The 16,363-nt window shown below is 36.1% G+C and carries 9 protein-coding genes; 1 reads left to right on the forward strand and 8 read right to left on the reverse strand.

All coding sequences use genetic code 11. The annotated features are described in order from the left end of the window. Positions 1 to 90: 90 nt before the first annotated feature. The 6 genes from ACFPVY_RS09120 to ACFPVY_RS09145 form a co-directional block, all read right to left on the reverse strand. Entirely contained in the window at positions 91 to 2,862 is a 2,772-nt protein-coding gene (locus ACFPVY_RS09120) for a bifunctional aconitate hydratase 2/2-methylisocitrate dehydratase (RefSeq protein WP_379791671.1), read from the reverse strand. 345 nt (positions 2,863 to 3,207) lie between these two features. Further along, positions 3,208 to 4,341, reverse strand: a complete 1,134-nt coding sequence (locus tag ACFPVY_RS09125; protein ID WP_379791672.1) for an acyltransferase family protein — start codon at positions 4,339 to 4,341, stop codon at positions 3,208 to 3,210. Positions 4,342 to 4,386: 45 nt separating this feature from the next. Further along, positions 4,387 to 5,340: an AAA family ATPase gene (locus ACFPVY_RS09130; RefSeq protein ID WP_379791673.1), complete on the reverse strand. Its 954-nt coding sequence runs from the start codon at positions 5,338 to 5,340 to the stop codon at positions 4,387 to 4,389. A gap of 51 nt (positions 5,341 to 5,391) precedes the next feature. Then, the gene (locus ACFPVY_RS09135) at positions 5,392 to 6,822 is read right to left on the reverse strand and encodes a peptidylprolyl isomerase (RefSeq protein WP_379792007.1); all 1,431 of its coding nucleotides are present in this window, start codon (positions 6,820 to 6,822) and stop codon (positions 5,392 to 5,394) included. Then, entirely contained in the window at positions 6,785 to 7,633 is an 849-nt protein-coding gene (locus tag ACFPVY_RS09140; protein WP_379791674.1) for a hypothetical protein, read from the reverse strand. The genes ACFPVY_RS09135 and ACFPVY_RS09140 overlap by 38 nt, the downstream gene beginning before the upstream one ends. Continuing rightward, positions 7,633 to 9,603 carry a peptidylprolyl isomerase gene (locus tag ACFPVY_RS09145; protein ID WP_379791676.1) on the reverse strand — a complete coding sequence of 657 codons (1,971 nt, stop codon included), beginning with the start codon at positions 9,601 to 9,603 and terminating at the stop codon, positions 7,633 to 7,635. Before ACFPVY_RS09145 ends, ACFPVY_RS09140 begins: the two co-directional genes overlap by 1 nt. Before the next feature lie 249 nt (positions 9,604 to 9,852). Between ACFPVY_RS09145 and ACFPVY_RS09150 the strand changes: the two genes are divergently transcribed. Then, positions 9,853 to 11,442 carry a peptide chain release factor 3 gene (locus tag ACFPVY_RS09150; RefSeq protein ID WP_379791677.1) on the forward strand — a complete coding sequence of 530 codons (1,590 nt, stop codon included), beginning with the start codon at positions 9,853 to 9,855 and terminating at the stop codon, positions 11,440 to 11,442. Positions 11,443 to 11,517: 75 nt separating this feature from the next. Here the strand turns inward: ACFPVY_RS09150 and ACFPVY_RS09155 are convergent, their stop codons facing one another. Next, positions 11,518 to 11,730 (reverse strand): hypothetical protein, encoded by a 213-nt coding sequence (locus tag ACFPVY_RS09155; protein WP_379791678.1) that lies wholly within the window; start codon positions 11,728 to 11,730, stop codon positions 11,518 to 11,520. 11 nt (positions 11,731 to 11,741) lie between these two features. Next, on the reverse strand, positions 11,742 to 16,292 hold the full coding sequence (locus ACFPVY_RS09160) for a choice-of-anchor J domain-containing protein (protein ID WP_379791679.1): 4,551 nt from the start codon (positions 16,290 to 16,292) through the stop codon (positions 11,742 to 11,744). Between the last annotated feature and the right edge of the window lie 71 nt (positions 16,293 to 16,363).

Genomic DNA, 16,363 nt, shown 5'->3' on the forward strand with positions numbered 1-16,363 from the left:
TGTTATTCTATTCTAAATGTACGAATAATAAAGCTACTAGAAAAGGAAAGCTTGAGTTTATCACCCAAGCTTTCTTATAAAGTTATGTTATTATATTGCCAATAATTTGTTAGAAGGGACAAATTTCGTCAAGTTGATGCCTTCCACAGCTGCTTTATATTCTTCAATTGTTGGAACTCTACCTAAAATTGTGGAAAGAACTACAACTGGAGTTGAAGAAAGTAATGATTCTCCTTTTTTACCTTCGGTATCTTCAACGACTCTTCCTTGAAAAAGACGTGTTGATGTTGCCATAACGGTATCTCCTTTTGAAGCCTTTTCTTGGTTACCCATACAAAGATTACAACCCGGACGCTCTAAATAAAGCATATTTTCGTATTCTGTTCGAGCCGAAGCTTTTGGAGCATTGTCATCAAATTCAAAACCAGAATATCTTTGAAGAACTTCCCAATCGCCTTCAGCTTTTAATTCATCTACAATATTATAAGTAGGCGGTGCAACAACAAGCGGTGCTTTAAATTCAACCTTTCCGGTTTGCGCTTCCACGTTTTTAAGCATTTGGGCAAGAATTTTCATATCGCCTTTGTGTACCATGCACGATCCGATGAATCCTAAATCTACTTTTTTATCAGCTCCATAAAAAGATAATGGTCTGATGGTATCGTGCGTATATCTTTTAGAAACGTCTTTGTTATTTACGTCTGGATCAGCAATCATTGGTTCTGAAATCTGGTAAAGATCCACAACCACTTCTGCATAATATTTAGCATTTGCATCTGGAGTCAAAGCTGGTTTTTCATATGATTTGATTTCAGCGATACGTTTGTCTGCTTTATTAATCAATCCTTGTAAAACTTGCTTTTCGTTATCCATTCCTTTGTTAATCATAATCTGGATTCTGCCTTTTGCAATTTCCAATGATTCAATCAAAGTGTCGTCTTCTGAAATACAGATAGAAGCTTTTGCCTTCATTTCTGCAGTCCAATCCGTAAAAGTAAAGGCTTGGTCAGCAGTAAGCGTTCCCAAATGCACCTCGATAATTCTTCCCTGGAATACATTTTCTCCACCAAATTCGTGCAACATCTGCGCTTGAGTTGCGTGAACAACATCACGGAAATCCATATAGCTTGCCATTTCTCCTGTAAAAGTAACTTTCACAGATTCTGGAATTGGCATGGAAGCTTCACCGGTAGCCAATGCAAGCGCAACAGTTCCTGAATCTGCACCAAAAGCAACACCTTTTGACATTCTTGTATGTGAATCTCCACCGATGATAATTGCCCATTCGTCAATCGTGATATCATTCAAAACTTTGTGAATAACGTCTGTCATTGCGTGGTAAACACCTTTTGGATCACGCGCTGTGATTAGGCCAAAATCGTTCATGAATTTCATCAACTTTGGAATATTTGCCTGCGCTTTTTTATCCCAAACCGAAGCCGTGTGGCATCCTGATTGGTAAGCACCATCAACAATTGGAGAAATGACAGTTGCCGCCATCGACTCTAATTCTTGAGCAGTCATCAATCCTGTCGTATCTTGTGAACCAACGATATTCACTTCCACACGAACATCTGAACCAGCGTGCAATACTTTTCCGGGTGCGATTCCAACAGCGTTTTTGTTGAAGATTTTTTCAACCGCCGTAAGACCCTGCCCTTCGATAGAAATTTCTTTTGAAGTTGCAAATACCTGAACCGGTTCGATATCTAAAATTTTAGCCGCAACGGTCTGGATTTTCTTTCCAAATACAATTGCATACGAACCTCCAGCTTTAATGAATTCCATTTTCTGAGGTGTAAATGCCTTCGAAATGTCCATCAATTCTTGGTCGCCGTTGTATAGTTTTTTTGTTTTTGTATTGATTGTAAGAACTGTACCTGTTTCAACAGAATAAGCTTCCTCTAAAATTGGATCATTATTCTCATCGCGAACAATTTCGCCATTTTCATCAAGTTTTTTCACCCAGTTTTTTAGGTCTAAACCAATTCCTCCGGTAACATCGACTGTTGTCAGAAAGATTGGCGAAATTCCGTTTGTACCACCCACAATTGGAGCAATATTTACGAATGGAATATATGGACTCGCTTGTTTTCCCGTCCAAAGCGCCACGTTATTCACACCTGACATTCTTGAAGAACCAACTCCCATTGTCCCTTTTTCAGCAATCAACATCACGCTTTTATCTGGATGTTGCGCTTGCAAACCTCTGATTTCAGATTGGGCTTGCGGCGTGATCATACATTGTCCGTGAAGTTCACGATCAGAACGTGAGTGCGCTTGGTTTCCTGGAGAAAGTAAATCTGTAGAAATATCTCCGATTCCGGCGATAAAAGTTACAACTTTAATTTCTTCTGGAACTTCTGGAAGCTTTGTAAAAAATTCCGCTTTAGCGTAGCTTACAAGAATTTCTTTCGCAAATTCGTTTTCGTTTTTATACGCTTCTTTTAAACGATCAATATCAGCATCATAAAGGAAAACTTGTGTTTTTAAAACCTCCGAAGCCTGTCTTGCAATTGTAGTATTTTCTCCTAGAGCTAAATCTAAAAGCACCTCAATTGAAGGGCCGCCTTTCATATGAGATAATAATTCAAAGGCAAAAGCTGGAGTTATTTCTTCAACTAGTGATTCGCCAAGAATAATTTCTTTTAGAAATCTAGATTTTACGGTTGCCGCACTTGTTGTTCCCGGTAAAGTATTGTATTTAAAAAAGTTAAGTGATTCTGCTCTGTGAGCATTATTTGAGTCCTTGATTTGAAAAATAATTTCGCTTAGTAACTCAGCGCCGTCAATTGGCTTTGGGTGAAGCCCTTGTTCTTTACGCTCTTCAATTTCTTTGAGGTAATCGTTATAAATGTTCATAGTTAAATTATAGGAGTCTTTTGAAAAACACAGGCTTTTTTAATCATCGAAGATTTTAAAATTGTGCTTTTAGTTTTGTTTATTTGTTTGAGGCAAATTTACGCATTTCCCTTAATATATTAAATATTTTTAAGAAATGGCGTGTTTTGAAAGATTATTATTTCTAAAATCTTAATTTTAATGATTATAATTAAATTATAATTAAAAAGGGGTGAAATTTTTCCGATTTTGTTAATTTAAAAAAGTTTTATTGTCAAATTCGGAATTCGATTGAGACGAAAACGATAGAAATCGAATTAAGAATGCTTCTAAATTAGCTGATTTCCTCGGTAAAACTGAAAAACGCTAGATTTTTTGCTTCCGAGAAAAGTCTCTCAAATCTGTCAATGGTTTTTCATAAAAGAAATAAAGTAGCGAGCTAATCGAAAAAGTGATGACCAAAAAAATGATTGTGTAAATATGTAATTCGTTTGTTGCATATTTCTCCGTAGGAAAATAAAATTTCATCAGTTGCAAAACTATTCCGTAATGAACTAAATATAGTGAATAAGAAATCAAACTTATGTAGGTAATTATCTTTGTTAGAATCGAATTTTTAAAATTAAAATCATACAAAAAAGGGAAAAAGAGGCACAACGACATTGAATTTAACGGAAGGAGAAAAACGGTATAAAATAAAATGTGATCTGCATCAGACTTTACGAAAAACGATTGCCCGAAATAAAGAACTGACATGAATAAGACGCCTAAAAATGCCAAATGAAATTTATACTTTTTACATTGCTCTAAGTAATTAATGTAAATCCATCTTGCTAAAACACCGAATATTATTGCATCAACTCTATAAATAACAACTGATTTCAGCCCATAATTCCATGCTAAAATTGTTGAATTTTCAGTGGTAAAATGGTGGATGATCTTATTGGTTTGGAATAAAAAAATTAAGAAAACCGTTAAGAATAAAAACAAATATTTCTTTTGGACATTCCTGACTTTTGTTAAAAGAAAAAGTAAAATTGGCAACGACAAATAAGTCCATTCTTCAACAGAAAGACTCCAAGATTCATTAAAAAAACGCGGAAGCAGATCTGAAAAATTTTGTAGAAAAAAGAAATATTTCCAAAATCCGTTGGTATTATATCCGATTACCAAAGCTATCAGAATATTGATTATCAGTATTAAATAATAATTTGGCAATGTTCGAAACCATCTTCGTTTTAAGAAGACAATTACTTCCTTTAGAGAAAAATCGTCGGTTACAAATTTGTCATATAGAATCTTACCTATTAAAAATCCGCTTAAAACGAAAAAGATTTCGACACCTAAAAACCCGAATAATTTTAATACTTGAACCAAAAAAGAATTGCTTTCAGGATATATCCAAAGAGAATGCGAACTCAAAACCATTAAAATGGCTGTGGCTCGCATTATATCTAAACCAAAAATTCGTTTTGGATTTTTAAGTATATCTTGAATCAAGGATTTTCTATTTTCATCAAATATATAAAATCCAATGTTGATATTTTAAAGCAATTTCTGAATAATCATTTCTTCTGTGATTCCTTCGGCGTCGGCTTTATAATTTTTGATAATTCTATGACGAAGAATTCCTGTAGCAACGGCTTTTACATCTTCAATATCTGGAGAAAATTTTCCGTTAAAAGCCGCATTTGCTTTTGCCGCTAAAATCAAATTTTGCGAAGCTCTTGGTCCGGCTCCCCAATCTAAATAATTTTTTATAAAATCATTTGACAAAGCATTATTTGGACGCGTTTTGCTAACCAAAGTTACCGCATATTCGATTACATTATCAGCCACCGGAATCCTGCGAATCAAATGCTGAAAATCTATAATTTCCTGCGCAGTAAACAACGGATTTATTTTATTTGTAAAATCTGAAGTCGTGCTTTTTACCACTTGAACTTCCTCTGCAAATGTTGGGTAATCTAATTTTATAGCAAACATAAAACGATCCAATTGTGCTTCTGGCAAAGGATAAGTTCCTTCCTGCTCAATTGGATTTTGTGTTGCCAAAACAAAATAAGGCAACGATAATTTGTAATGCTGGCCGGCAATTGTCACCGCTCTTTCTTGCATCGCTTCTAATAAAGCTGCTTGTGTTTTTGGAGGTGTTCGATTGATCTCATCAGCAAGAATTATGTTAGAAAAAATTGGCCCTTTTATAAATTTAAACTGGCGATTTTCATCTAAAATTTCACTTCCCAAAATATCCGAAGGCATTAAATCTGGCGTAAACTGAATTCTTTTAAAATCCAAACCAAGTGCTTGAGAAATCGTATTCACCATCAACGTTTTTGCCAATCCTGGAACGCCGACAAGCAAAGCATGTCCGCCAGAAAAAATGCTTAAAAGTATTTGATCAACAACAACTTCTTGGCCAATAATGATTTTAGAAATTTCTTTTTTTAGTTCTAATCTCTTTTGAACCAAATTCTGTATAGCGGCTACGTCTGACATTTTAGATCGTTATTTTTAGTTTAGAAACAATTAGATGAAATTAAAATGAAATTATTTTTGAAGCCAATTGTTTACAAAAACACAATTTCTATATTCTCCATTGATTTTGATGTAAGTTTCCTTGATTTTTTCATCAGTCCACTTACCTATTTTTTCAATTTGTTTTTCTCTAAGCGCAAGTTCCTTGATTTTTATATAATCTAACGCATAATCTGCCGTGTGCGCCTCATAACGTTTTGTAACAGTCAATAATTTATACGATTTTCTGCCTAATCTGTCTTCGTCCATGATTGGTTGCGAAACCTGACCTTGTTGCATTTCTGAAACTTCATTATAAAGAGTCGGATCCATTTTTGTTAATTCAAATCGAGGATCAAGAGTTTGAGGATTCGTCAAAGCTCCACCGTTTGCTCTAGTTTCTTTTTCATCTGAAGAATTTCTCGCAGCATCTGCAAAAGAAATATCTCCGTTTATAATTTTATTTCTAACGCCAATTGCTTCATCTTTTGCTTCTTGCAAAGCAATATCTGAGATTTTTGGAATTAAAAGAATATGTCTTAAATCCACATCTTGACCACGAATTTTTTCTACCAAAATAATATGCCAGCCATATTCCGTTTCAAAAGGCTCTGAAATTTCGCCTTCATCCAAGCTAAAAGCACGCTCTTTAAACTCTTTTACCAAAGGTGATTTTCTGCTTACACGCATGAATCCGCCATTTGATTTTGTACCTTCATCTTTAGAATATAAAACTGCTTTTGAGAAAAAACTTCCGTTGCCAGCAAGTACATCCTTTTTAAATTCATTAAGCTTGTCTTTTACTTTTTGCAACTCTTCTGCAGTAACTTCTGGCTTAATCACGATTTGTGAAACTTCAACTTCAGCACCAAATTGCGGTAACTCTTCTTTATTAAATTTCTTGAAAAAAGTTCTTACTTCTTCTGGATTTACCTCAACATCTTCAATGATTTTGTTTCTCATTTCACTAGTCAGCTTACCCATTTTCAAAATATCGAAGAAGTAAGTTTTAAATTCTTCCTCGTTTGGTTTGTTGTAATATTTCAACAGTTTATCCATTGATCCAGCTCTTTCAACCAAAGCGTCAATTCTTTCTGCCATCATATTATTAACTTCAGAATCCTTGACAACAATACTATCTTGAATAGCTTGGTGCGCATATAATTTGTCCTCTAATAATTTACCCAAAAGTTGGCATCTTGTAATTCCTTCAACCGAATTTCCTTGGCTTGATATTTCGATTAATGCAATATCAATATCAGAATCTAAAACCACATAATCTCCAACTACCGCAATCACGCCATCGATTTTTTGTCTTTTTCCTGTAATCTTTGGCTTTACAGTTTTCACGGTATCTTCCTGAATAATTTCTTGGGCATTCACTGTGTTTAAAACAGCAGCAAAGCCAAAAATTAAAAAGGCTTTCTTAATTATAGATTTCATATTTTTTATTTTTAATGGCATCATCGGTAATCTCTTTTTCAAATTTCTTTATTAATTCTAATTTTCTATTATTCAAAATAACCTGGCGTAAAGTCGGCTTTAAATATTCATAAGGACTTACCTGATTTTTATCCAATACATTTTTTACTTTAACCAGATAAACATTCAGTGAATCGTCTTTTTCAATTGATTTTCCTGTTGCAATATAATTACCTCGATTATCTGGATTTATGAACGGCAATTTCTTGTAAACTTGGTTCATTTCAACCCAAACTGAATCGTTTAAAACAAAACTTTTAAGTTGTAATCCGTAAGTATCCCAAAACTTTTTATCTGATTTTCTATAATCAAAAAATTTGCTTTTTATGGTCTGAAATTTCGGATGATCTTTCGTCAGATGAATGTATCTCAGTTTTACTAAAGTTCCATCTGTTTTAAAATTTTCCTTATTTTGATCGTAGTAAGCTTTTAATTCTTGTTCCGAAATCAATGTATCAACGGTCGTTTTTACTACTTCTTCGATGTAACCGCTGGTATATAAATCAATTTTATACTGGCGAATTAACTTGTTATAATCTTCTTGTCTTTCTTCGCTCAAGTTCATTTCTGCCGCTTTCATCAAGAGTTTTTGCGACGCCCATCTGTCAATAAAATTTCTGACAATAATCGTGCTGTCTTCCTTTGAAGTTCCACTCGGAACCAAGTCTTTAATATCTTCTTTAAAAAGATAAGAGTCATTTACTCTCGCGATAGATTGCGGTTTTGCTTCGGGTGTAAAAAAATTACAGGAAGCCAAAACCATCGCCAGAAAAAGGACTGCAACTTTTTTCATCAAGGCTTAATCTCTTTTTTTACTTTTTCAAAAACTGGTTTGTTGACAGAAACTTTAAATTCTTGCTTTAAATCGCCAACCCATTTTTCTTCTAAATATTGCTGGTAATCATTAACCACTTTTCCGCGCGCTTCGTCAAGTGTTTTTATTCCAGCCGGAAGCAATTTGTTAATCTTAACGACATAAAAATATTCTCCGTCAGAAATCACATCAGAAACACCTTCTTTTTTTCTCGATTCTTTTGGCAATGCGTCACTGTTTTCATCAAAAACTCCTGCATTTGACATCACGTTTACTTTTTCACCTACATTAAATTCAGTTTTGATTTCGTCTGCGGTTTTTCCTTTCTTTAAAAGTTTTTGCGCTTTTTTGGCAAAATCTTTATTTGTAGATGACAAGATTACCGCATCAACCCTGTTTCCCCAAGTGTAGTTATTTTTGTGATCTACATAGAATTTTTGCAAACCGATTGTATCTGTTTTGGCTTTTTCCCAAATTTCTTTTTCCATTAAATCAAACAACAACAATCCATCGCGATATTCGTCCATCACAGCAGAAAACTCAGGGAATTCTGCTTCAAGATTTGCGTTGTACATTTCATTTAATTTGTAATCAACAAACTCTTGGTATTGTTTTTCGACTAATTTACCAATTGGTTTTACCGTATTTTCAGCGCGTTGTTGTGCATTCAGATAGTTCAAAAAGTCGTTTCCAGAAACTACGTTTTTTTCGATTGTAACCAAGTTTCCTTCGTATGGTTTTGCATCTTCTGGCAATTTCCATTCTCCAAAATAGTATTTATCAGAAACTGTTTTTGCAACCGAAGCATACATTTTATCATTTCGTTTTACTGAATATTTTTTACGAAGTTTTTCAGTCAAAGAATTTGTGATCAATCGAGAACGCTCGTCTTTTCTGATTTTGTCTTCCAGTTCAGCAGTCATGTTTTCAATTGGTTCCACTTGATGTTTTTCGACCAATTTTATGATGTGCCATCCAAAATTACTTTCAACCGGAGCCGAAATATCATTTGGCTTTGCCAATGAAAAAGCAGCGTTTTCAAATTCTTCAGAACTTAATTGTCCCGAACCAAAACGGTTTATAACGCCACCTTTTGGAGCAGATGATTTGTCTTGAGAAAACTGTTTTGCAAGACTTTCAAAGTTTTCACCTTGCTGTAATTTTTTATAAATATCTTGAATTGTATTTTTTGCAGCTTGCAGTTCCTCTGGCGTTTGAGATTGTGGTTTTAAAATCATGATGTGCGCCACAGTAACCTCGCCTCTATTGTCACGAATATCTTCTACCTTAATAATATGATACCCAAAACGCGTTTTTGCAATTTTAGAAATTTGACCTTTTTTTGTAGAAAAAGCAGCACTTTCAAAAGGGTAAACCATTCTAAATGCAGAAAAATAGCCCAATTCTCCTTTATTTTCTTTTGCCGAAGGATCTTCCGAATATTGAATTGCCAATTGACCAAAATCTTCTCCTTTTAAAGCCTTTTCTCTAACCTCAACTGCTTTTTTATATGCTTTTAAAGTATCTGCAGGACTAGCATTTTCAGCAACCAATATTAAAATATGAGATGCTTTTACTTCTTTAAGAGATCTGTTATAAGCCTCATCCACAAGCTCTTTAGTGACTTTTGAATCAGTAAGATAGTTTTTTGAAAGCTGATTTCTGTACGATTTTAGCTCCGCTTGGTAAGCGAGGCCTTCTTGTAAACCTAATTTATTTGCTTTATTAATTTTTAGCTTGTAGCCCACAAATAAATCTAAGTATTGATCTAAATCTTTTTGGGATTCGTCTTTTACTAAATCTATATTTTTATTGTAAACCCTTTTAAATTCATCTGTATAATAAGGTTTGTCATCAATTGTAAATAAAACTTCCTTGTTGGCATTTTGAGAATAGCCGGCAAAATTCACAGAAAGCAGTATTCCGAAGAACAATTGTTTTAAATTCATTATGTAAATTCTATAAGTTGGAAAATTAATTAATACGCATAGGTTGCAATCAACAAAAGTAACAATTCAATCGCATTAAACAAGTAGTGCCCTTACTATTAACAAAAATTTATTAACAAATAATTAAAGGTATTTTCGTTGATTCCATTGGTGTTCTTGCCAAAAAAGATAACTCTATTTTTCTCTTATTATTATACGATGGTTATTTGCATAAGAAATAGTATTTTTGCAATCCATTTTACACAGGATATGAGTTTTCAAAAAGAAATAGAAAGAAGAAGGACTTTTGGGATTATTTCCCATCCCGATGCCGGAAAAACAACGCTGACAGAAAAATTACTTTTGTTTGGAGGCGCGATTCAAGAAGCCGGAGCGGTTAAAAACAATAAAATTAAAAAAGGAGCAACTTCCGATTTTATGGAAATTGAGCGCCAAAGAGGAATCTCGGTTTCCACTTCGGTTTTAGCTTTTAATTACCAAGATAAAAAAATCAACATTCTGGATACGCCAGGACACAAGGATTTTGCTGAAGATACTTACCGAACTTTAACGGCTGTTGACAGTGTTATCGTGGTCATTGACGTGGCAAAAGGTGTCGAGGAGCAAACTGAGAAATTAGTTGCCGTTTGCCGTATGCGAAACATTCCGATGATTGTTTTCATCAATAAATTAGATAGAGAAGGAAAAGATGCCTTTGATTTGATGGATGAAGTGGAGCAAAAATTAGGATTAAGAGTAACTCCGTTAAGTTTCCCGATTGGAATGGGGTATGATTTTCAAGGAATTTATAATCTTTGGGAGAAAAATATCAACCTTTTTAGCGGAGACAGCCGAAAAAATATCGAGGAAACCATCGCTTTTTCTGATGTTCAAAATCCAGAATTAGAGAAAATCATTGGTCAAAAACCAGCAGACAGACTTCGAGAGGAATTAGAACTGATTGACGAAGTATATCCTCCTTTTAATAGAGACGAGTATTTGGCAGGTGATTTACAACCTGTTTTCTTTGGTTCGGCTTTGAATAATTTTGGAGTAAGAGAACTTTTAGATTGTTTCGTTCAAATTGCGCCTTCGCCAAGACCAAAAGAATCTGAAACCCGCTTGGTAGATCCTTACGAAGAAAAATTATCTGGATTTGTGTTCAAAATTCACGCGAATATGGACCCAAAACACAGAGACAGATTGGCTTTTGTGAAAATTGTTTCGGGAACTTTTGAAAGAAACAAACCGTACATGCACGTTCGCCAGAAGAAAAATTTAAAATTTTCTAGTCCGAATGCGTTTTTTGCTGAGAAAAAAGAAATCGTGGATATTTCTTATCCAGGCGACATCGTGGGTCTTCATGATACCGGAAATTTCAAGATTGGGGATACTTTAACCGAAGGAGAAATGATGAGTTTTAAAGGAATTCCGAGTTTTTCGCCAGAACATTTCCGTTATATCAATAATGCTGATCCGATGAAAGCCAAACAGCTTGACAAAGGAATCGATCAATTGATGGACGAAGGTGTGGCACAGCTTTTTACTTTAGAAATGAACAACAGAAAAGTAATTGGAACTGTTGGCGCGCTTCAATATGAAGTAATCCAATATCGTTTAGAGCACGAATATGGCGCAAAATGTTCTTATGAGAATTTCCCAGTTCATAAAGCGTGCTGGGTAAAACCAGACGATGCTAAAAATGACGAGTTTAAGGAATTTAAAAGAATCAAACAGAAATTTTTGGCTCACGATAAATATGGACAATTGGTTTTCTTGGCCGATTCTGACTTTACGATCCAAATGACTCAAAATAAATATCCAACAGTAAAATTATTTTTTACATCAGAATTTGAATAATATTTATTAAAATTTGTAAATAAAAGAGCCGTATCAAATTAATGATACGGCTCTTTTGCAAAAATGAAGAAAGTACTATTTTACTGTTGGGATTTTAGTTTTCATTTTGTAAAAAACATAAATTAAACCAATTACTCCCAGAACCCAAATGTAATCTCCAATTGGTGCAACTGGTGCATCAAGCGGATCTGTATCAGCAGGATCACCAAAATCACCTTGGGCAAAAGTTACGGAGCTGACCAATAAAGCCGTCATAACTAAGATACTTTTTGCTATATATTTTTTCATAGTCTTAAATTTTAGAACATTACTTTAATTGTTACCACCTCATCATTTTCTGATGTTACTTGAACCAACAAAACTTGACTTTGAGACACCAAACCTTGTGCTACAAAATCTGTATTATTAATTCCAGATTGCTTGAATAACAAACGACCTCTCACGTCATAAACCGAAACTGCTTTCATAGAATTTCCTTTTGTTTGGATATTCAATTGGGCATTTTTAATGTAAGCTACTACAGAATTAGCAGTAAATGTGCTTTCTGGAGTTCCCAAAGTCGTTTGGTAAACCACATCAAAACGGTTGTTAAAAGTTCCTGCTTCCGAGGTAAATGCGAACGGTGCCAATTTAATATTATTGATCGATCCATTAGAATTATCTCTGATGTAAACATTTTGATCACCTGCAAAAACTCCGTCCATATCAGCAAGAGAGATACTGTAATTTCCTGGTGTTATCGCTTTAAATGATAACGGAACAACGTCTGTTTGATTAAAAGGCAAAGCTCTACCTTGAATTGTATAATCTGCATCTGCCAATCTCGAAGATAAAGCACTTCCCTCATTTCCAAAGGCAAGACCGTCATAAAGATTGTCAACTTCTTGAGTTGCTCCAGATACATATCCGATCAACATTTGATTAAAAGTTGTTCCTTCTGTATTTGTCAAGTTCAACCAAAATCTATGTCTTTCAGCATCATTTGTCGATTGCACTTCAGAAGCCATTCTAAAGAATTGATTTCCGTTGCTCGCTTCACGCATCGCATTTGTAAAATTAGCAGAACCGGCCGCCGTAGCTTTAACCAAGAAACCTTGCCCAACTTGAATTTTTCCATTTGGGACCAAAGCGGGAACACCAGACGTTCCTAAAGTTGCAGCGGTTTGACCTGTCGCATTCCAAAGTGCATAATTTGTTCCGACTGGAAAAGTTCCAGCTGTACTCATTGTCAATGTATGCGCATAGAAATAAAGCGTTCCATTTATTGTAGCGGTGTTTGCCGCAACAAAAGCAGCGGCATCAATCACAGACGGATAAGGATTTCCAACCAAGTTAAAACCTGTTCCTGTCAAAGCTAAAGTAAATGATTTGTTACCATTATTTGGATTTCCTGTAAAAGAACCCATCCAAGTTGCTGGCGTTTCTGGGTGATCATTTGCAGCACGAATTCCATAACCTTTAGCAACTATAAAATCTGTTGTTGCTGTTAAACCGCTGTTGCTGTAAGTATCCGTCGGAGTATTGTAAGCATAAAAACGATTTGTCAAAGTATTTGGAGAGAAAGCGAACAGTTTTTGCCCGGTAACTGGAGAAGACCAAAGTGTGTGATCTAAACGAACCAATTGTGCTGATTCTCTCTTTACAGTAATATTTCCAGTATTTGAACCATTAACAGTTTGAACCAAATTCGCATTACTTTCTAATGTAACTGAAGCTGTAGAAGCTACGTTCATCAAACCATTTAAAGTCAAATTGTTACCAGCTGTAAAAACTACTTGAGAAGTTCCAGTTATGTCAAGCGCACAAGCTGTAAAACCAGCACCGCTATAGTTCCCTGCAATAACAGCCCTGATACCCGCGACTGGAACACCATTAGACCAAGCCATTCCGTCCCATTTTGTTTCTACACCACAAGCTGGTACCGAAGCTTTAACCTTAAATGTTCCACTAGAGGCATTGTACCCCCATACTCTAATATATATCATCTCTCCAGAAGTAAGACCTGTCAAGTTCAAAAGCGAAAAATTACCATCATTAGAGTCATCATCATCACATTCAATATATACTAATGATCCACATGCGCCTCTGTAAGCTTCAATTCCTGTATCAGAAAGTGCCGTGTCAGAATTATTATTAGTTTCAATATCTAAACGGGTAACATTGGCCGGAACTGTAACTCGATACCAAACATCTTTCCCTCCAACAGCAAATGTTGTAGTACCTAAGATTGCACAAGTTGGAATTGCTTCAGGAGATTTTGTTGCATTGACATTAGTTGTAGTTAGCTGAGTTCCTAAAGTTAAGTCTATTGCTCCTGCACATTCATCATTTATAATTGGATTTATCGTTAAAACGCCACTATTAAAAGTTGTTCCGTCCCAATTACCTCCTACGTTTGATGAATTGATTCCACCATAGGCATAAACCCCTCCATTTAATGAAAATCTAGGAGCATAATAGTAAGTTCCTGGAGCTAACGTAGCTCCAATTGTTGCTTTATAACCGTCATTCGCCCCAGTAACCAACGCATCATAAGTCGCTGGTATCCAAGTTGTCCAAGTATTTGGATTTGTATTTAAGCCTATTGGACTGATTCCAATTGCTCCGATGATCCCGGCGGCTTGACCTGAAAGTCCTGGCTCAACATCAGTTAAACCCGCTTCAAATACTTGCGCATTTACAACCATACTTGAACCCACCTCAACAGAACTTGTTGCTGGCGAAGTTAGCGCTACCAAATCTGGCAAGTCTGCTGGTATATTTTCGACAGTAACATCATCAACATACAGATACCAACCGTTTGCTGGAGCGGCATTTCTGACAAATGCAATGTAAACGTTTGTGCCTACGTAAGCAGACAAATCTACTAAAAGCTCTTGATATGTTGTAGAATTCACAGCAACCGATGGCATAACTACAGTACTAAAATCGGCTAGATTTGCGCCAGTTGTTGAAATTCTAATTGAAATCTCATCTGGTTCACCGGCACTACGCGCCCGCACCCAAAATTTTAGTCTTTTTACTTCAGAACCCAAAGCTAATTGAGGCGTAATTATATAATCATTATTTGACAAAGCTCCGTCAGTATACATTTGAGCTGATCGCGACCCTGTTCTTGAATATGCTGCTGTTGTATTAATAGACCAATTATAGCTATCAGAGTTTGCGTTTATTATTCTGAAACATCCAACTGTCGTTGAAGTAGCTTCAAAACCCTCTAACCAAGGGAACGACGTTACAGCATTACATGGTGTCGTAAACGTTGAAGAGGTTGCTGTCCAAGTACTGAAATCCCCAGCACCACAATTAGATCTAACATATAAGGTATATGCAGTATTTGCAGTTAGCACAGAACTTGTTACCGATGTAACTCCAGTAGCTGTCGATCCACTATCTATTAACCCTGTTGCTCCACTCCCACCAACTCCCGATGTACGTACTTCCCATTGATAGCCTGTAGAAGGTGCAGTTGTGGGTGCAGTCCAAGATAAGTTAGCAGAAGTTGTAGAGGTAGCATTTGCATTTACTGCCGTCACGGGAAAACATGATAATGGAGTTGTAAATGTTGATGACTGCACCCAAGTACTAAAGTCGCCTGCACCGCAGTCAGAGCGCACATATAAACGATAAGTTGTATTTACCGCCAACAATGATGTGGCTGCCGTTAATACTCCTGCTACTGTCGCTCCGCTGTCAACAAGTCCTGTTGCGCCGCTTCCACCGGCTCCGGTTGTACGTACCTCCCATTGATAGCCTGTTGAAGGCGCAGTGGTTGGTGCCGTCCAAGATAGATTTGCAGATGTTGGAGATGTAGCCGTTCCGCTTAAAGCTGTTGCAGGAAAGCAAGACAAAGGCGTAATAAATGTTGAAGACTGTGCCCAAGTACTAAAATCGCCTGCACCGCAATCTGATCGAACATAAAGAGTATATGTTGTATTTGGTGTTAAAGTTGACGAGGTTGCAGTAACGATTCCAGCTCCAGTTGTTCCACTGCTCGCTAGTCCAGTGGCTCCACTTCCTGCTGCTGCTGATGAACGAACTTCCCATTGGTAACCAGAAGCTGGAGCGGTTGTTGGAGCCGTCCAAGAAAGGTTTGCGGATGTTGCGGATGCAACTACGCCAGTAACTGCGCTTGCAGGAAAACAAGATGGAGTGATACCACCTAAAACCACATTTGGTATTGTCGTACTGGTTCCTGAAGCCGTCGGTGGCGATGCTGGATTTGGATTAACGGAGTCGCTTCTATAATATATCCCTCTATTGGACCCTGTATATGTTGTGCTTCTCCACGAAACTTCAGTTCCAAAACCGGCAGTATTTTCATCAATCGCCACTACAAGATTGTCTGTATTATTGTAAGGAAACGGAGTTGTAAAAGTTATTGTAACGTTTCCAGGAACCGTAGCCGGATATGAAACTACGCCGTTAAATACTTCCGTAAGACCTGATAGCGGGACCCAGTCTGTCGTAGACGCAAACTGCGTTTTTGTGGTATGCCCCATATAAACTACCCAGTCTTTACTAGTAGCGAAATTTCCAGCTGCAATTGAAGTATTTGCTATAAATGTAATTGAGGTAATGTTTCCTGCAGCATTTATCTGAGCCTTTGTGAAAATTTGTTGGCTATAATTAGACCCATAATTACTATTAATAGGAATATTTACACTTGAAGCTGTTCCTGTCCCAATTGTCACCTGGGCACTTCCTGCTGTCATTCCTAAAATAAAAAACAAAGCTGTACAAAGATGCTTCACCGTGATATTTAGACTCTTTTGACGGGAAAGTCTCCGCTTTTCCCAAATAAAACTCTGCGGATTGCAGCAATCTTTTAATTTGTAATAATTCGTCATAAAAATGGATTTTAATTTTATCAACCAATTTAACTTGTTTAACATACAATTAATTGAATTTTAATTAAATC

The organism is Flavobacterium qiangtangense (assembly GCF_042658345.1).
Taxonomy (GTDB): Bacteria; Bacteroidota; Bacteroidia; order Flavobacteriales; family Flavobacteriaceae; genus Flavobacterium; species Flavobacterium qiangtangense.